Raw genomic sequence first — 16,624 nt, 5'->3', positions numbered from 1 at the left:
GTCATGACGAAGCATACTCTTGAGCAACTGGCGGCGGATTTACGCCGCGCCGCAGAGCAGGGCGAAGCGATTGCACCGCTGCGCGATCTGATTGGTATCGATAACGCTGAAGCGGCTTACGCCATTCAGCACATAAATGTGCAACATGACGTTGCGCAGGGGCGTCGCGTGGTAGGGCGTAAAGTGGGCCTGACACATCCGAAAGTGCAACAACAACTGGGCGTTGATCAACCGGATTTTGGGACGTTATTTGCCGACATGTGTTATGGCGATAACGAAATCATTCCTTTTTCCCGTGTTCTGCAACCCCGCATTGAAGCGGAGATCGCACTGGTGTTGAACCGCGATTTGCCCGCAACCGATATCACCTTCGACGAATTGTATAACGCCATTGAATGGGTACTTCCGGCGCTGGAAGTGGTGGGGAGCCGCATTCGCGACTGGTCGATTCAGTTTGTCGATACCGTGGCAGATAACGCCTCCTGTGGGGTGTATGTCATCGGCGGTCCGGCGCAACGTCCGGCGGGGTTAGACCTGAAAAACTGCGCCATGAAGATGACGCGTAATAACGAAGAGGTTTCTAGCGGGCGCGGCAGCGAATGCCTGGGACATCCGCTTAATGCGGCCGTCTGGCTGGCACGCAAAATGGCCAGTCTGGGTGAACCGCTGCGCACCGGAGATATCATTCTTACCGGGGCATTAGGTCCGATGGTGGCGGTGAATGCGGGCGATCGTTTTGAAGCCCATATTGAAGGCATAGGTTCAGTTGCTGCGACATTTTCAAGCGCAGCCCCAAAAGGAAGTCTGTCATGAGTAAGCGTAAAGTCGCCATTATCGGTTCTGGCAACATTGGCACCGATCTGATGATTAAAATTTTGCGTCACGGTCAGCATCTGGAGATGGCGGTGATGGTTGGCATTGATCCTCAGTCCGACGGTCTGGCGCGCGCCAGACGTATGGGCGTCGCCACCACCCATGAAGGGGTGATCGGACTGATGAACATGCCTGAATTTGCTGATATCGACATTGTATTTGATGCGACCAGCGCCGGTGCTCATGTGAAAAACGATGCCGCTTTACGCGAAGCGAAACCGGATATTCGCTTAATTGACCTGACGCCTGCTGCCATCGGCCCTTACTGCGTGCCGGTGGTTAACCTCGAGGCGAACGTCGATCAACTGAACGTCAACATGGTCACCTGCGGCGGCCAGGCCACCATTCCAATGGTGGCGGCAGTTTCACGCGTGGCGCGTGTTCATTACGCCGAAATTATCGCTTCTATCGCCAGTAAATCTGCCGGACCTGGCACGCGTGCCAATATCGATGAATTTACGGAAACCACTTCCCGAGCCATTGAAGTGGTGGGCGGCGCGGCAAAAGGGAAGGCGATTATTGTGCTTAACCCAGCAGAGCCACCGTTGATGATGCGTGACACGGTGTATGTATTGAGCGACGAAGCTTCACAAGATGATATCGAAGCCTCAATCAATGAAATGGCTGAGGCGGTGCAGGCTTACGTACCGGGTTATCGCCTGAAACAGCGCGTGCAGTTTGAAGTTATCCCGCAGGATAAACCGGTCAATTTACCGGGCGTGGGGCAATTCTCCGGACTGAAAACAGCGGTCTGGCTGGAAGTCGAAGGCGCAGCGCATTATCTGCCTGCCTATGCGGGCAACCTCGACATTATGACTTCCAGTGCGCTGGCGACAGCGGAAAAAATGGCCCAGTCACTGGCGCGCAAGGCAGGAGAAGCGGCATGAACGGTAAAAAACTTTATATCTCGGACGTCACATTGCGTGACGGTATGCACGCCATTCGTCATCAGTATTCGCTGGAAAACGTTCGCCAGATTGCCAAAGCACTGGACGATGCCCGTGTGGATTCGATTGAAGTGGCCCACGGCGACGGTTTGCAAGGTTCCAGCTTTAACTATGGTTTCGGCGCACATAGCGACCTTGAATGGATTGAAGCGGCGGCGGATGTGGTGAAGCACGCCAAAATCGCGACGTTGTTGCTGCCAGGAATCGGCACTATTCACGATCTGAAAAATGCCTGGCAGGCTGGCGCGCGGGTGGTTCGTGTGGCAACGCACTGTACCGAAGCTGATGTTTCCGCCCAGCATATTCAGTATGCCCGCGAGCTCGGAATGGACACCGTTGGTTTTCTGATGATGAGCCATATGACCACGCCGGAGAATCTCGCCAAGCAGGCAAAGCTGATGGAAGGCTACGGTGCGACCTGTATTTATGTGGTGGATTCTGGCGGTGCGATGAACATGAGCGATATCCGTGACCGTTTCCGCGCCCTGAAAGCAGAGCTGAAACCAGAAACGCAAACTGGCATGCACGCTCACCATAACCTGAGTCTTGGCGTGGCGAACTCTATCGCGGCGGTGGAAGAGGGCTGCGACCGAATCGACGCCAGCCTCGCGGGAATGGGCGCGGGCGCAGGTAACGCACCGCTGGAAGTGTTTATTGCCGCCGCGGATAAACTGGGCTGGCAGCATGGGACCGATCTCTATGCGTTAATGGATGCCGCCGACGACCTGGTGCGTCCGTTGCAGGATCGACCGGTACGAGTCGATCGCGAAACGCTGGCGCTGGGATACGCTGGTGTTTACTCGAGCTTCCTGCGTCACTGTGAAACGGCGGCGGCGCGTTATGGCTTAAGTGCGGTGGATATTCTCGTTGAGCTGGGCAAACGCCGGATGGTTGGCGGCCAGGAGGATATGATCGTTGACGTGGCGCTGGATCTGCGCAACAACAAATAATATTGACTGCCGAGAACGTGCATTTTGTATGCCCATCCCAGCACGACTGCCGGATGCGGCGTGAACGCCTTATCCGGCCTACGGATGGCGTGAGAATTTGTAGGTCTGATAAGACGCGTTAGCGTCGCATCAGGCATCTGCGCACGACTGCCGGATGCGGCGTGAACGCCTTATCCGGCCTACGGATGGCGCGGGAATTTGTAGGCCTGATAAGACGCGTTAGCGTCGCATCAGGCATCTGCGCACGACTGCCGGATGCGGCGTAAACGCCTTATCCTGCCTACGGATGGCGCGGGAATTTGTAGGCCTGATAAGACGCGTTAGCGTCGCATCAGGCATCTGCACACGACTGCCGGATGCGGTAAACGTCTTATCCGGCCTACATTTCGCCCGTAGGCAGTCATTAAATAGTTCTGATTACGCGGCTGGCAATGTATCAGTCGCGATTCACCTGCACTCGCAACGAGGTTCATCTTATGTCGACTCGTACCCCTTCATCATCTTCATCCCGCTTGATGCTGACCATCGGGCTTTGTTTTTTGGTCGCTCTGATGGAAGGGCTGGATCTTCAGGCGGCTGGCATTGCGGCGGGTGGCATCGCCCAGGCTTTTGCACTCGATAAAATGCAAATGGGCTGGATATTCAGCGCCGGAATACTCGGTTTGCTACCCGGCGCGTTGGTTGGCGGAATGCTGGCGGACCGTTATGGTCGCAAGCGCATTTTGATTGGCTCAGTTGCGCTGTTTGGTTTGTTCTCACTGGCAGCGGCGATTGCCTGGGATTTCCCCTCACTGGTCTTTGCGCGGCTGATGACCGGTGTCGGGCTGGGGGCGGCGTTGCCGAATCTTATCGCCCTGACGTCTGAAGCCGCGGGTCCACGTTTTCGTGGGACGGCAGTGAGCCTGATGTATTGCGGTGTTCCCATTGGCGCGGCGCTGGCGGCGACACTGGGTTTCGCGGGGGCAAACTTAGCATGGCAAACGGTGTTTTGGGTAGGTGGTGTGGTGCCGTTGATTCTGGTGCCGCTATTAATGCGCTGGCTGCCGGAGTCGGCGGTTTTCGCTGGCGAAAAACAGTCTGCGCCACCACTGCGTGCCTTATTTGCGCCAGAAACGGCAACCGCGACGCTGCTGCTGTGGTTGTGTTATTTCTTCACTCTGCTGGTGGTCTACATGTTGATCAACTGGCTACCGCTACTTTTGGTGGAGCAAGGATTCCAGCCATCGCAGGCGGCAGGGGTGATGTTTGCCCTGCAAATGGGGGCGGCAAGCGGGACGTTAATGTTGGGCGCATTGATGGATAAGCTGCGTCCAGTAACCATGTCGCTACTGATTTATAGCGGCATGTTAGCTTCGCTGCTGGCGCTTGGAACGGTGTCGTCATTTAACGGTATGTTGCTGGCGGGATTTGTCGCGGGGTTGTTTGCGACAGGTGGGCAAAGCGTTTTGTATGCCCTGGCACCGTTGTTTTACAGTTCGCAGATCCGCGCAACAGGTGTGGGAACAGCCGTGGCGGTAGGGCGTCTGGGGGCTATGAGCGGTCCGTTACTGGCCGGGAAAATGCTGGCATTAGGCACTGGCACGGTCGGCGTAATGGCCGCTTCTGCACCGGGTATTCTTGTTGCTGGGTTGGCGGTGTTTATTTTGATGAGCCGGAGATCACGAATACAGCCGTGCGCCGATGCCTGACGTGCCTTATTAGGCAGGGGCGAAAGGGACTTCACCCCAATACACCTACGGCGTTTACAGGTATACTCGCTAAAAATTATTCAGCGGGTTTGGAAACAAAGATGGCAAAACTTACCTTACAAGAGCAGTTGCTCAAAGCAGGATTAGTCACCAGCAAAAAAGCGGCGAAGGTGGAGAGAACGGCGAAAAAATCGCGCGTTCAGGCGCGTGAAGCTCGGGCGGCGGTAGAAGAAAATAAAAAGGCACAGCTTGAGCGTGATAAACAGCTTAGCGAACAGCAAAAACAAGCGGCGTTGGCGAAAGAATATAAAGCTCAGGTGAAGCAGCTTATTGAAATGAACCGAATCACCATTGCCAATGGCGATATTGGTTTTAACTTCACTGACGGCAATCTGATTAAGAAGATTTTTGTCGATAAGCTCACACAGGCGCAGTTGATTAATGGTCGTCTGGCGATTGCCCGCTTGTTGGTCGATAACAATAGCGAAGGTGAATACGCCATTATTCCCGCCAGCGTTGCCGATAAAATTGCTCAGCGCGATGCCAGCAGTATAGTGTTGCACAGCGCGCTCAGCGCCGAAGAGCAGGATGAAGACGACCCGTATGCCGACTTCAAAGTGCCTGATGATTTGATGTGGTAAACATAGATAAGTCGTGCGCAGATGCCTGATGCGACGCTATGCGCGTCTTATCAGGCCTACGGTTTATGGGCGAAGTGTAGACCGGATAAGGCGTTCACGCCGCATCCGGCAGTCGTGCGCCATGCCTGATGCGACGCTTTGCGCGTCTTATCAGGCCTACGGTTTACGGGCGAAGTGTAGGCCGGATAAGGCGTTCACGCCGCATCCGGCAGTCGTGCACTATTATCAACGCATATTCAGTTTATTGGCGTGGTAGGCAATATGCTCGCCAATAAAACTGGAGACAAAATAATAGCTGTGATCATAACCCTCGTGATAACGGATTAACGTCTTGATATTCATCTCCTGGCAGATCTTTTCAAGATTTGGAGTCCGCAGCTGTTCTGCGTAAAAATCATCACTCAACCCCTGATCAACCATGATTTCCGCAACGCGTTGACCTTGTGAAATAAGACTCACCGGGTCGTAATCCAACCAGGCATCTTTATTTTCAGCAAGATATGCAGCAAAGGCTTGCTGTCCCCACGGCACTTGCGATGGGGAGACAATGGGCGAAAACGCCGAGACGCTGACATATTCATCTGGGTTACGTAACGCCAGCACCAGCGCGCCCAGCCCGCCCATAGAATGACCAGAGATAGACTTTTTGGCCGTTGCCGGAAAATGATGCATCACTAAATCCGGCAGCTCGTTGCGGATATAGTCATACATTTTGTAATGTTCATTCCACGGCGCTTGCGTCGCGTTCAGGTAAAACCCGGCACCTTGCCCGAGATCGTAACGGTCAGCATCTGCGACATGACTGCCTCGCGGACTGGTGTCCGGCGCAACAACAATAATGTTGTGCTCAGCCGCGTAACGCTGCATCCCCGATTTAGTAATGAAATTCTGCTCGTTGCAGGTCAGGCCTGAAAGCCAGTACAGCACCGGCAATTTTTCATTCGCGGCTTTTGGTGGGAGATAGACGCCGACATTCATTTCACATTTCAGTGATTGGGAATAATGCCGATACACATTTTGCCAGCCGCCAAAGCTGGCATGTTTTTCAATGAGTTCCATCAGTCATTATCTCACGGTTAATCCCCCGGACGGCTGCCCGGGGAGAGTATTAAGAACCCCCGCCTGAACTGGACGGGGTAAACCTGCGGGAAATCAGTAACGAATTACGGTTCGAATGGATTTGCCTTCATGCATCAGGTCGAAGGCGTCATTAATTTCATCCAGGCTCATGGTATGCGTGACAAACGGTTCCAGATCGATATCACCTTTCATCGCATCTTCAACCATGCCCGGTAACTGGGAACGACCTTTCACGCCGCCAAACGCGGAACCTTTCCATACGCGACCGGTGACCAACTGGAATGGTCGGGTGGAGATTTCCTGACCGGCACCTGCTACCCCGATGATCACCGACTGACCCCAGCCGCGGTGCGCACTTTCCAGCGCCGCACGCATCACGTTGACGTTACCGATGCATTCAAAGGTATGGTCGATACCCCATTTGTTGATATCCAGCAGGACATCTTTAATCGGTTTGTCGTAGTCATTCGGGTTAATGCAGTCGGTAGCACCGAAGCGACGCGCCAGATCGAATTTCTTCGGGTTCGTATCAATAGCGATAATCCGACCCGCTTTCGCCTGACGCGCGCCCTGAACCACTGCCAGACCAATCGCGCCAAGACCAAACACGGCAACAGAATCACCTGGCTGGACTTTAGCTGTGTTGTGCACCGCGCCAATACCGGTGGTCACGCCACAGCCCAGCAGGCAGACGTGTTCATGGTTTGCTTCTGGATTAATTTTGGCCAGAGACACTTCCGCGACCACGGTGTATTCACTGAATGTAGAGCACCCCATGTAGTGATAAAGCGGCTGCCCGTTGTAAGAAAAACGGGTGGTGCCGTCTGGCATCAAGCCTTTACCCTGGGTTTCGCGAACCGCAACACAGAGGTTAGTTTTGCCAGAACGACAGAACTCACACTCGCCGCACTCCGCGGTGTAAAGCGGGATCACATGGTCGCCAGGTTTGACGCTGGTTACGCCTTCACCGACTTCAACCACAACGCCGGCCCCTTCGTGACCGAGAACCACCGGGAATACACCTTCCGGGTCATCCCCGGAGAGGGTAAATGCGTCGGTATGGCAAACGCCGGTATGGGTGACTTTAATCAGCACTTCACCTTTTTTCGGTGGTGCAACGTCAATTTCAACGATTTCCAGCGGTTTACCGGGAGCAAATGCAACGGCAGCACGTGATTTCATCTCTCGCTCTTCCTCAATATGGTAATAGATTCAGCTATTTAAGATAGGCTCGAACCAGTTCAATAGTGTCGTCAACGGATTGGCTGACTTCGCGGCTGTAGCAGTCATTTCGGTCAAACGTTTCCCGGATATGGCTTTCAAGCACTTCTGCCATCAGCCCATTAGCCGCGCCCCGAACGGCAGCGATCTGTTGGAGTATGGCACGGCATTCGGCATCACCCTCCAGCGACCGTTCCAGAGCATCAATCTGCCCTCGAATACGACGAACTCGAGTAAGGACCTTTTTCTTCTCTTCCGGAGTACTGGGCATTTCGCACCTCATTATCTGCACGCAATATACTATAGGGGGGTATGCTATATGTCAATGCATACCCCCCTATAGTATATAATACTGGAGAATAAAATTTATCCGGTGAATGTGGTCGGAAAACAAAGAGGAAAGGGGGGGGCTAATCGGCAGGGAAGGCCGCCCCGGATAGCGGGCGGCAGAAGGAATCAGAATTTCCAGGTCAGATGGGCTGCAAGTTGCAGACCGTTATAATCATCGGTTGGGGTGTCGTACCACACTTTACCTGCCGTCAGCCCGAGATTAAGTTGCTCAGTCAGCGGTTGAATACGTTGCAGACTGACGCTCTTCATGCTGCCGTAGCGTGTTTCTGGCGTCCAGTCATAGGTGTAAGCGCCTGTTCCGCGGCTTAGCCATAGTTGCGTATAACCAGTGCCGCGCGGGTCATTCAGACGCACGGAAATCATATTGCTATAACTACCACCTGCATCGCTGGAGTCATAATGGGTATAGCGGTAGCTGGTGATCACCGGGCCAGTATAGAGTGATACGCCGCCTTGCCAGGCATCGACTTCGACATCATCGTAATATTTAGTGTAGCGATAACCGGTCGTGAAAAGCGTTTTTGGCAACAGGGCCAGGTTAATATCCTGACGAAAATCCTGGCGGGCAAAGACCGGCGTATTATCCGCAAAGGCAATACCCGTTCGGGTTGTCAGCCAGTTATTCCATTTATACCAGACCGCACCCTGACCGCGAGTGGCATTGAAATGTTCAGTTTCATAATCACGACGCCCCTGGGAAAGATTAAAAAGCAGCGTTGCGTTTTCAACTTTCGCCACCAGTTCAGCATACGCTAAATTACGGTTGCCATGATCGCCAGAATAATCGGTAAAATCGTAGCCCGCGGTAATGGAAGTTAACCCGGCATAAGCGGGCAATGCGCTAAAAATGGCCGCCGCTAATAACGTCCGTTTTATCATTTTAATCTCCTGTACGGATAAGTTCTTGTCGGAGTGAATAAGTTCCGGCAGGTAAATTACGTTCTACAATCACGCGCGGACCAAGTTGCGTGTTCGGGGAAATAATTCGCCCAGGCAAAATTATAACTTGTACGCCAAGGCGTGAACGCTGCCCGATATAACAACCTAATTTATCGCATCCGGTAGCGATAATTCCCTCTGGAGTTCGAACAGACACAGGCTGTTCATCCAGACGATGATTACTGGTACGTACTTGTGCGCCCAAATATGCCTGGTTTGCAACTACCGAGTCGGCAATAAAACATTGCGGACCAATCGTTGCTTCCGCTTCAATAACCGCATTTTTAATTTCGGTGGCAAAACCAATTTTTACACCATTGCTGATTATTGTGCCAGGACGAATAAACGCATAATTACCTATCAGGCAGTTTGCGCCAATCACTACCGGACCCTGAATAACGGCACCATGACAAATACGGGTATTCGCGCCGATAACAACTTCACCTGCAGTTTCATCAATAATTACCTGGTCTGCAATCTGAATATTTTTCTCTTTAACATTAAGCTTCAGATAGTTTTTCAGTTCCTGTGACAGAAGGTTGGGAATAAGCGGTTGACGCTTCCACCAGTGCGGAATAGCGGGTGGGTTTGTCGCGCTGAGGTTCGCGTCCAGTAAAAAAGGCAATAAGTCCATAAATAATCCAGATGGCATAAGCTAATAATACATACACAACGGAAAGCGGCGCTAAAGGCACCAACAACCAGCAACGATGAAACCAGGCGCTAAAAGCACCAATAACACAAACTACGCCGACCCAGATAAGCGGAAACATTGCCAACACCACACCATGCGGCCCGGTGGTGATGAATTCATTAAACCAGGTAGTGAGATAAATCCCAACGCCATAAATCACAACCAACAGCATAGGAAATATACTGAAGATACCGAAGCGGCTAAATAAAAGCCTTTTATGCAGGCGCATACAGACCGCGTAGCCCACAATCCAACGCCGCCAGCGACGCCACTCCTCACGCGGACTGTTGCATTCCTGTGGGTATACGATGCAGCGATTCGCCTGCCGAATACGGTAGCCGTTTGCCACTAATGTCCAGGTGAGATCAAGGTCTTCGACTTTAGTACGATCCGAGAAACCGAACTTACGCAATACATCAGTACGGAACATTCCGCAGGCACCGCTGATAATAAACGGTGCGCCGCCCAGGAGCTGCTGTAACGTGCGCTTCATAACAATCATCGGCAACTTTACGGTCGCGCGGATGTGCGGTAACAGCCCCGCGCCTTTCAACGCAGTAGAGGGAATGCCGCCTACGGCATCAGCACCGCGCTCAATTTCTGCCAGCATATAGCCCATTCCGTCTTGATCGGGCGGAACATAGGTGTCGGCATCACTTAAAAAAACCTGGTCGCAGGTGGCATAATTGAGGCCATTCATCAGCGCACCACCTTTACCGGTATTTTTTTGCGTGACGGCAACAAAGCGGTCGCCCCATTTGCGTTTGACTTCCGCCATGACCGCTTCGGTATTGTCCGTGGAGCCGTCGTTAACGCAAATTACCCGGCAAAAATAAGGGTTACGCAGTAGATTATCCAGTGACTGCGCCAGACACGGGCCTTCGTTATACGCAGGTATAATGGCGTCAATACAGCCTTTCTTTTGACTGGGTTTACGTCTTAGCGTACTTAAAAACCATAGCAACATTGCTATGGACATACAGATAAATATCCAGGTTTTCATGCAATTTGCTCAAAGAATCATTTTATGAATTACAAAGCCTTCACCCAGATCGCTATTGACCTGTTGCCCGCGAAATTGTGCAACTGCACGCAGGCGATCATGACGCATATAATCGCGTCGTTCCTGGCTTTTATGTTTTTTTAATGCAGCAAGTTTGACTGTGAAATATTCTTCTTTAACGGATTCAAAAACCTGAGGCATAAATGAAAGCCAGGTACTTGGGGTTTCGTAGCCTAGAATTTGTGGAATAGTGCGGCAGGCAACCATTGAAGCTTGATAAACAGCGAGATGATCCTGATGGCGGTCGGCATCATGCATGGTATATACCCGCATGATTTCAACATCAGAAGGAATTTGATTTTTAATGATGTCTTCCAGGGCGGAAATCATATCATTGAGCTGTAAATGAGCGCGGGTGTCAGCAAAATTAAGATGAATAGTTTGGTGGCACCCTAATACCTTTAGGGCGTTGCGCGATTCTTCATGGCGATCGATTATTCCATCTGTGCCAGAGTTGCCGGTAGTCATCACCACGGCTGCGATATAAATTCCTTTTTGCGCAAGACGAGCAAGCGATGCGCCACAGCCTAATTCTATATCGTCAGGATGTGCGCCAATAGCAAGGATACCCTTTCTTTTATTTGCCGAAGAAAGGAGGGCTGAATCTAAAACCTTATCCACTTAATGACACTCCATTTTATTTATTATACTACAAGCACAACGATGCACTCAGAGACGTAATCTCTGGCGCAGCCAGATGTTAATTTATAAATGTTAAATGTTGCTAATAACTGAAAAGCAAGGGCTTTCAGACCCGGGGGTTCGACTGGGTAATGTTTCTATGCAATTCATATGTTAAGTGTTTGTATGTTTGGTATGTATAGTTATTTTGTTTTATACATTGTATTTAGATGTGATTTAGTTTGTCAATTAATTGCATTTAAAAAATATGTTCTGTGAACAAGCATTGTTTATATACATTATGTGAATGTAATATGCGAGTGATTGAGAATGATACAGTGATATATACAATGCGAATATAATAGTTTTATTATATGTATTGATATTGATAGAAATAATGAAGTAATAAATCTCGTAATGTGGTTGTTTATGCATCACTAAAATGAAGTGTAGTAATTTTCCCAATTGTTAGAACGGAGTAATTGCATATTTAATCTTTCCTTTGCCGTTTTTTTGCTAAGAATAAAATCATCTGTGCGATAACGACTAATTCTTTTAATGAATGTTTTTATTCCTGAATACTGCTCCCATAACAAGACAGGGGAGCAGACAATCATGGCAATTTCATCGCGTAACACACTTCTTGCCGCACTGGCATTCATCGCTTTTCAGGCACAGGCGGTGAACGTCACCGTGGCGTATCAAACCTCAGCCGAACCGGCGAAAGTGGCTCAGGCCGACAACACCTTTGCTAAAGAAAGCGGAGCAACCGTGGACTGGCGTAAGTTTGACAGCGGAGCCAGCATCGTGCGGGCGCTGGCTTCAGGCGACGTGCAAATCGGCAACCTCGGTTCCAGCCCGTTAGCGGTTGCAGCCAGCCAACAGGTGCCGATTGAAGTCTTCTTGCTGGCGTCAAAACTGGGTAACTCCGAAGCGCTGGTGGTAAAGAAAACTATCAGCAAACCGGAAGATCTGATTGGCAAACGCATCGCCGTACCGTTTATCTCCACCACCCACTACAGCCTGCTGGCGGCGCTGAAACACTGGGGCATTAAACCTGGGCAAGTGGAGATTGTGAACCTGCAGCCGCCCGCGATTATCGCTGCATGGCAGCGGGGAGATATTGATGGTGCTTATGTCTGGGCACCGGCGGTTAACGCCCTGGAAAAAGACGGCAAAGTGCTGACCGATTCTGAACAGGTCGGGCAGTGGGGCGCGCCGACACTGGACGTCTGGGTGGTGCGCAAAGATTTTGCCGAGAAACATCCTGAGGTGGTGAAAGCGTTCGCTAAAAGCGCCATCGATGCTCAGCAACCGTACATTGCTAACCCAGACACGTGGCTGAAACAGCCGGAAAACATCAGCAAACTGGCGCGTTTAAGCGGCGTGCCGGAAGGTGACGTTCCGGGGCTGGTGAAGGGGAATACCTATCTGACGCCACAGCAACAAACGGCAGAACTGACCGGACCGGTGAACAAAGCGATCATCGACACCGCGCAGTTTTTGAAAGAGCAGGGCAAGGTCCCGGCTGTAGCGAATGATTACAGCCAGTACGTTACCTCGCGCTTCGTGCAATAAAAGGAGGCGCAGATGCTGCAAATCTCTCATCTTTACGCCGATTATGGTGGCAAACCGGCACTGGAAGATATCAACCTGACGCTGGAAAGCGGTGAGCTACTGGTGGTGCTGGGGCCGTCCGGCTGCGGTAAAACCACCCTGCTGAATCTGATTGCCGGTTTTGTGCCTTATCAGCACGGCAGCATTCAACTGGCGGGTAAGCGTATTGAGGGGCCGGGAGCAGAGCGCGGCGTGGTTTTTCAGAATGAAGGGCTGCTACCGTGGCGCAATGTCCAGGACAACGTGGCGTTCGGCCTGCAACTGGCAGGTATAGAGAAAATGCAGCGACTGGAAATCGCGCACCAGATGCTGAAAAAAGTGGGGCTGGAAGGAGCAGAAAAACGCTACATCTGGCAGCTCTCCGGCGGTCAACGTCAGCGGGTGGGCATTGCTCGCGCGCTGGCGGCAAATCCCCAGCTGTTATTACTCGACGAACCGTTTGGTGCGCTGGATGCCTTCACCCGCGACCAGATGCAAACCCTGCTGCTGAAACTCTGGCAGGAGACGGGCAAGCAGGTGCTGTTGATTACCCACGATATAGAAGAAGCGGTGTTTATGGCGACTGAACTGGTTCTGCTTTCACCCGGCCCTGGCCGCGTGCTGGAGCGGCTGCCGCTCAACTTTGCTCGCCGCTTTGTTGCGGGAGAGTCGAGCCGCAGCATCAAGTCCGATCCACAATTCATCGCCATGCGCGAATATGTTTTAAGCCGCGTATTTGAGCAGCGGGAGGCGTTCTCATGAGTGTGCTCATTAATGAAAAACTGCATTCGCATCGGCTGAAATGGCGCTGGCCGCTCTCGCGTCAGGTGACCTTAAGCATTGGCACGTTAGCGGTTTTGCTCACTGTATGGTGGGTGGTGGCAGCGCTGCAACTGATTAGCCCGCTGTTTTTGCCGCCACCGCAACAGGTACTGGCAAAACTGCTCACCATTGCCGGGCCGCAGGGATTTATGGACGCCACGCTGTGGCAGCATCTGGCCGCCAGCCTGACGCGCATTGTGCTGGCGCTACTCGCGGCGGTGGTGATCGGTATTCCGGTCGGGATCGCCATGGGGCTAAGCCCGACGGTGCGCGGCATTCTGGATCCGGTAATCGAACTTTATCGTCCGGTGCCGCCGCTGGCTTATTTGCCGCTGATGGTGATCTGGTTTGGTATTGGTGAAACCTCGAAGATCTTACTGATCTATTTAGCGATTTTTGCACCGGTGGCGATGTCGGCGCTGGCGGGGGTGAAAAGCGCGCAGCAGGTTCGCATTCGTGCCGCCCAGTCGCTGGGAGCCAGCCGTGCGCAGGTGCTGTGGTTTGTCATTTTGCCCGGCGCGCTGCCGGAAATCCTCACCGGATTACGCATTGGTCTGGGTGTGGGCTGGTCTACGCTGGTAGCGGCGGAGCTGATTGCCGCGACGCGCGGTTTAGGATTTATGGTTCAGTCAGCGGGTGAATTTCTCGCGACTGACGTGGTGCTGGCGGGGATCGCGGTGATTGCGATTATCGCCTTTCTTTTAGAACTGGGTTTGCGCGCGTTACAGCGCCGTCTGACGCCCTGGCATGGAGAAGTACAATGAGTGAACGTCTGAGCATTACCCCGCTGGGGCCGTATATCGGCGCACAAATTTCGGGTGCCGACCTGACGCGCCCGTTAAGCGATAATCAGTTTGAACAGCTTTACCATGCGGTGCTGCGCCATCAGGTGGTGTTTCTGCGCGATCAAACTATTACGCCGCAGCAGCAACGCGCGCTGGCCCAGCGTTTTGGCGAACTGCATATTCACCCTGTTTACCCTCATGCCGAAGGGGTTGACGAGATCATCGTGCTGGATACCCATAACGATAATCCGCCGGATAACGACAACTGGCATACCGATGTGACATTTATTGAAACGCCACCCGCAGGGGCGATTCTGGCAGCTAAAGAGTTACCTTCGACCGGCGGTGATACGCTCTGGACCAGCGGTATTGCGGCCTATGAGGCGCTCTCTGTTCCCTTCCGCCAGCTGCTGAGCGGGCTGCGTGCGGAGCATGATTTCCGTAAATCGTTCCCGGAATACAAATACCGCAAAACCGAGGAGGAACATCAACGCTGGCGCGAGGCGGTCGCGAAAAATCCTCCGTTGCTACATCCGGTGGTGCGAACGCATCCGGTGAGCGGTAAACAGGCGCTGTTTGTGAATGAAGGCTTTACTACGCGAATTGTCGATGTCAGCGAGAAAGAGAGCGAAGCCTTGTTAGGCTTTTTATTCGCCCATATCACTAAACCGGAGTTTCAGGTGCGTTGGCGCTGGCAACCGAATGATATTGCGATTTGGGATAACCGCGTGACTCAGCACTATGCCAATGCCGATTACCTGCCACAGCGGCGGATTATGCATCGGGCGACGATCCTTGGGGATAAACCGTTTTATCGGGCGGGGTGATACGAGTGCGGACGGTTCCCTCGCCCCCTTGGGGAGAGGGTTAGGGTGAGGGGGCGTTCACCGTACTTTCAACAGGTTAACTCCCCCTTTCTGAGAGGAAAAAAATTAACGCAGAATCTTCTTCTCAGCCAAATCCAGCGCAAAGTAGCTGAAAATCAGATCCGCACCCGCACGCTTAATCGAACCTAAGCTTTCGAGCACGACTTTCTCTTCATCTATAGCACCCGCCAGCGCGGCGAACTTAATCATCGCGTACTCACCGCTCACCTGATACGCGCCAATCGGCAATTCAGTACGTTCACGCAGCTCACGCACGATGTCGAGGTATGCTCCAGCAGGTTTAACCATCAGGCAGTCTGCGCCCTGGGCTTCATCCAGCAGTGATTCACGAATCGCCTCGCGACGGTTCATTGGGTTCATCTGATAGCTTTTGCGGTCGCCTTTTAATGCGCTTCCGGCAGCTTCACGGAACGGACCATAAAAGGAAGAGGCGAACTTGGTCGAATACGACATAATCGCCGTATCTTTAAAGCCTGCAGCGTCCAGCGCCTGGCGAATAGCCTGTACCTGGCCATCCATCGCGGCGGAAGGGGCGATGAAGTCTGCGCCTGCAGCAGCTGCAACCACGGCTTGCTTGCCTAAATTTTCCAGAGTCGCGTCGTTGTCGACGCCATGCTCGCACAGCACACCGCAGTGACCGTGAGAAGTGTATTCACAGAAGCAGGTGTCTGACATGACGATCATTTCTGGCACGGTCTGCTTGCAGATGCGCGACATACGCGCCACCAGTCCATCTTCCCGCCAGGCATCGCTGCCGGTTTCATCGGTATGGTGAGAGATGCCAAAAGTCATCACGGAACGAATACCGGCGTTGGCGATGCGTTCAATTTCGCGTGCCAGATGTTTCTCTGGAATGCGCATCACGCCTGGCATGGCTTCAACGGCTTTGTAGTCGTCAATTTCTTCTTCAACAAAGATCGGCAACACCAGGTCGTTAAGGCTAAGTGTTGTCTCTTCAAACATAGCGCGCAGCGCAGGAGATTTGCGCAGGCGACGAGGGCGTTGGATTAAGTCTGTCATGGTCTGCCTGATGTTTGTGGAATTAAGGTGCACAGTATACCTGAAGCGGGGCAGGAGTGTTTTACGAAAGTTGTCGCGATGTTGACAAGAAGAGAATGAAAGAGAGACCAGGACATCGTTGTAATAGAAATAGCAATAATTTCATATTCACTGAAAATATTTTTAATCTTTATTAATAGCTCTTGGTTATTATTTTGGGAGTTTGGTTGCCCTGCTATAAATTGAATAATTAAAACTTTGTTGCATATTGATAGGATATTTATCTGGTTTGTGTCTGTGATATTTGTGACGCGTATGTATCAAAAATAACATCATCTGCAACATATTGAAATATGGTGTTTTTATCAATTCGATGCGTGTTTTTCTCCATAAATTATATATGTCCACATTCGGACTTAGGGGAAAGAATAATTGAACCATTCGTCTGTAACACAGCATAATCGTTA

Annotated in this window: 17 protein-coding genes and 1 pseudogene; 10 read left to right on the top strand and 8 right to left on the bottom strand. The window is 52.0% G+C overall.

From position 1 onward, the window contains the following. Positions 1-3: 3 nt before the first annotated feature. From mhpD to ACU8XX_RS18640, 5 genes are all read left to right on the top strand, one after another. Positions 4-813, top strand: coding sequence for a 2-keto-4-pentenoate hydratase (gene mhpD / locus ACU8XX_RS18660; RefSeq protein WP_000160710.1), 810 nt, complete (start codon positions 4-6; stop codon positions 811-813). After that, positions 810-1,760: an acetaldehyde dehydrogenase gene (mhpF, locus tag ACU8XX_RS18655; protein ID WP_000044314.1), complete on the top strand. Its 951-nt coding sequence runs from the start codon at positions 810-812 to the stop codon at positions 1,758-1,760. The genes mhpD and mhpF overlap by 4 nt, the downstream gene beginning before the upstream one ends. Further along, positions 1,757-2,770: a 4-hydroxy-2-oxovalerate aldolase gene (gene mhpE / locus ACU8XX_RS18650; RefSeq protein ID WP_001013499.1), complete on the top strand. Its 1,014-nt coding sequence runs from the start codon at positions 1,757-1,759 to the stop codon at positions 2,768-2,770. The genes mhpF and mhpE overlap by 4 nt, the downstream gene beginning before the upstream one ends. 476 nt (positions 2,771-3,246) lie before the next feature. Next, positions 3,247-4,458: a 3-(3-hydroxy-phenyl)propionate transporter MhpT gene (gene mhpT / locus ACU8XX_RS18645; RefSeq protein WP_240765249.1), complete on the top strand. Its 1,212-nt coding sequence runs from the start codon at positions 3,247-3,249 to the stop codon at positions 4,456-4,458. 101 nt (positions 4,459-4,559) lie between these two features. Next, the gene (locus ACU8XX_RS18640) at positions 4,560-5,099 is read left to right on the top strand and encodes a DUF2058 domain-containing protein (RefSeq protein WP_001096705.1); all 540 of its coding nucleotides are present in this window, start codon (positions 4,560-4,562) and stop codon (positions 5,097-5,099) included. Between the two features lie 225 nt (positions 5,100-5,324). On the opposite strand, the gene fghA is transcribed toward ACU8XX_RS18640, so the two are convergent. The 6 genes from fghA to ACU8XX_RS18610 all read right to left on the bottom strand — a co-directional run bounded on the left by fghA (position 5,325) and on the right by ACU8XX_RS18610 (position 10,387). Beyond that, positions 5,325-6,158 carry an S-formylglutathione hydrolase gene (fghA, locus tag ACU8XX_RS18635; protein WP_000419042.1) on the bottom strand — a complete coding sequence of 278 codons (834 nt, stop codon included), beginning with the start codon at positions 6,156-6,158 and terminating at the stop codon, positions 5,325-5,327. Positions 6,159-6,251: 93 nt separating this feature from the next. Further along, the gene (gene frmA / locus ACU8XX_RS18630) at positions 6,252-7,361 is read right to left on the bottom strand and encodes an S-(hydroxymethyl)glutathione dehydrogenase (RefSeq protein ID WP_000842100.1); all 1,110 of its coding nucleotides are present in this window, start codon (positions 7,359-7,361) and stop codon (positions 6,252-6,254) included. 34 nt (positions 7,362-7,395) lie between these two features. Beyond that, positions 7,396-7,671 carry a formaldehyde-responsive transcriptional repressor FrmR gene (gene frmR, locus ACU8XX_RS18625; protein WP_001141271.1) on the bottom strand — a complete coding sequence of 92 codons (276 nt, stop codon included), beginning with the start codon at positions 7,669-7,671 and terminating at the stop codon, positions 7,396-7,398. A 185-nt stretch (positions 7,672-7,856) separates the two neighbouring features. Beyond that, positions 7,857-8,630 (bottom strand): YaiO family outer membrane beta-barrel protein, encoded by a 774-nt coding sequence (locus tag ACU8XX_RS18620; protein WP_000596085.1) that lies wholly within the window; start codon positions 8,628-8,630, stop codon positions 7,857-7,859. Position 8,631: 1 nt separating this feature from the next. After that, the gene (locus tag ACU8XX_RS18615; RefSeq protein ID WP_024194469.1) at positions 8,632-9,213 is read right to left on the bottom strand and encodes an acetyltransferase; all 582 of its coding nucleotides are present in this window, start codon (positions 9,211-9,213) and stop codon (positions 8,632-8,634) included. After that, a complete protein-coding gene (locus ACU8XX_RS18610; protein ID WP_000860439.1) occupies positions 9,191-10,387 on the bottom strand; it encodes a glycosyltransferase in 1,197 nt (398 codons plus the stop codon). The genes ACU8XX_RS18615 and ACU8XX_RS18610 overlap by 23 nt, the downstream gene beginning before the upstream one ends. Before the next feature lie 24 nt (positions 10,388-10,411). Here ACU8XX_RS18610 and ACU8XX_RS18605 point away from each other — a divergent pair, with 24 nt between their 5' ends. Next, a complete protein-coding gene (locus tag ACU8XX_RS18605) occupies positions 10,412-10,531 on the top strand; it encodes a hypothetical protein (protein ID WP_123059036.1) in 120 nt (39 codons plus the stop codon). Between the two features lie 126 nt (positions 10,532-10,657). Here ACU8XX_RS18605 and ACU8XX_RS18600 read toward each other — a convergent pair. After that, positions 10,658-11,068: pseudogene (locus tag ACU8XX_RS18600) on the bottom strand (PIG-L deacetylase family protein); the annotation flags it as partial. Between the two features lie 615 nt (positions 11,069-11,683). Here ACU8XX_RS18600 and tauA point away from each other — a divergent pair. Genes tauA through tauD form a run of 4 tightly spaced genes read left to right on the top strand, consistent with a single transcriptional unit; the run spans position 11,684 to position 15,098 of the window. Then, complete coding sequence (gene tauA / locus ACU8XX_RS18595; protein WP_240765247.1) at positions 11,684-12,646, top strand: taurine ABC transporter substrate-binding protein; 963 nt, start codon at positions 11,684-11,686, stop codon at positions 12,644-12,646. Positions 12,647-12,658: 12 nt separating this feature from the next. Beyond that, on the top strand, positions 12,659-13,426 hold the full coding sequence (gene tauB, locus ACU8XX_RS18590; RefSeq protein ID WP_000939373.1) for a taurine ABC transporter ATP-binding subunit: 768 nt from the start codon (positions 12,659-12,661) through the stop codon (positions 13,424-13,426). Beyond that, positions 13,423-14,250: a taurine ABC transporter permease TauC gene (tauC, locus tag ACU8XX_RS18585; protein ID WP_001408416.1), complete on the top strand. Its 828-nt coding sequence runs from the start codon at positions 13,423-13,425 to the stop codon at positions 14,248-14,250. The genes tauB and tauC overlap by 4 nt, the downstream gene beginning before the upstream one ends. Continuing rightward, positions 14,247-15,098: a taurine dioxygenase gene (tauD, locus tag ACU8XX_RS18580; protein ID WP_000004049.1), complete on the top strand. Its 852-nt coding sequence runs from the start codon at positions 14,247-14,249 to the stop codon at positions 15,096-15,098. Before tauC ends, tauD begins: the two co-directional genes overlap by 4 nt. 105 nt (positions 15,099-15,203) lie before the next feature. Here the strand turns inward: tauD and hemB are convergent, their stop codons facing one another. Then, positions 15,204-16,178: a porphobilinogen synthase gene (hemB, locus tag ACU8XX_RS18575; protein ID WP_001295337.1), complete on the bottom strand. Its 975-nt coding sequence runs from the start codon at positions 16,176-16,178 to the stop codon at positions 15,204-15,206. Between the last annotated feature and the right edge of the window lie 446 nt (positions 16,179-16,624).

The organism is Escherichia sp. MAL-1, from assembly GCF_052948035.1.
The sequence above is the reverse complement of the archived record's forward strand: the minus strand, read 5'-3'. Positions and strand labels throughout refer to the sequence as shown.

Coding starts and splice junctions, on each gene's coding strand:
- mhpD (WP_000160710.1), top strand. CDS start 4: ATGACGAAGCATACTCTTGAGCAACTGGCGGCGGATTTACGCCGCGCC.
- mhpF (WP_000044314.1), top strand. CDS start 810: ATGAGTAAGCGTAAAGTCGCCATTATCGGTTCTGGCAACATTGGCACC.
- mhpE (WP_001013499.1), top strand. CDS start 1,757: ATGAACGGTAAAAAACTTTATATCTCGGACGTCACATTGCGTGACGGT.
- mhpT (WP_240765249.1), top strand. CDS start 3,247: ATGTCGACTCGTACCCCTTCATCATCTTCATCCCGCTTGATGCTGACC.
- ACU8XX_RS18640 (WP_001096705.1), top strand. CDS start 4,560: ATGGCAAAACTTACCTTACAAGAGCAGTTGCTCAAAGCAGGATTAGTC.
- fghA (WP_000419042.1), bottom strand. CDS start 6,158: ATGGAACTCATTGAAAAACATGCCAGCTTTGGCGGCTGGCAAAATGTG.
- frmA (WP_000842100.1), bottom strand. CDS start 7,361: ATGAAATCACGTGCTGCCGTTGCATTTGCTCCCGGTAAACCGCTGGAA.
- frmR (WP_001141271.1), bottom strand. CDS start 7,671: ATGCCCAGTACTCCGGAAGAGAAGAAAAAGGTCCTTACTCGAGTTCGT.
- ACU8XX_RS18620 (WP_000596085.1), bottom strand. CDS start 8,630: ATGATAAAACGGACGTTATTAGCGGCGGCCATTTTTAGCGCATTGCCC.
- ACU8XX_RS18610 (WP_000860439.1), bottom strand. CDS start 10,387: ATGAAAACCTGGATATTTATCTGTATGTCCATAGCAATGTTGCTATGG.
- ACU8XX_RS18605 (WP_123059036.1), top strand. CDS start 10,412: ATGAATTACAAAGCCTTCACCCAGATCGCTATTGACCTGTTGCCCGCG.
- tauA (WP_240765247.1), top strand. CDS start 11,684: ATGGCAATTTCATCGCGTAACACACTTCTTGCCGCACTGGCATTCATC.
- tauB (WP_000939373.1), top strand. CDS start 12,659: ATGCTGCAAATCTCTCATCTTTACGCCGATTATGGTGGCAAACCGGCA.
- tauC (WP_001408416.1), top strand. CDS start 13,423: ATGAGTGTGCTCATTAATGAAAAACTGCATTCGCATCGGCTGAAATGG.
- tauD (WP_000004049.1), top strand. CDS start 14,247: ATGAGTGAACGTCTGAGCATTACCCCGCTGGGGCCGTATATCGGCGCA.
- hemB (WP_001295337.1), bottom strand. CDS start 16,178: ATGACAGACTTAATCCAACGCCCTCGTCGCCTGCGCAAATCTCCTGCG.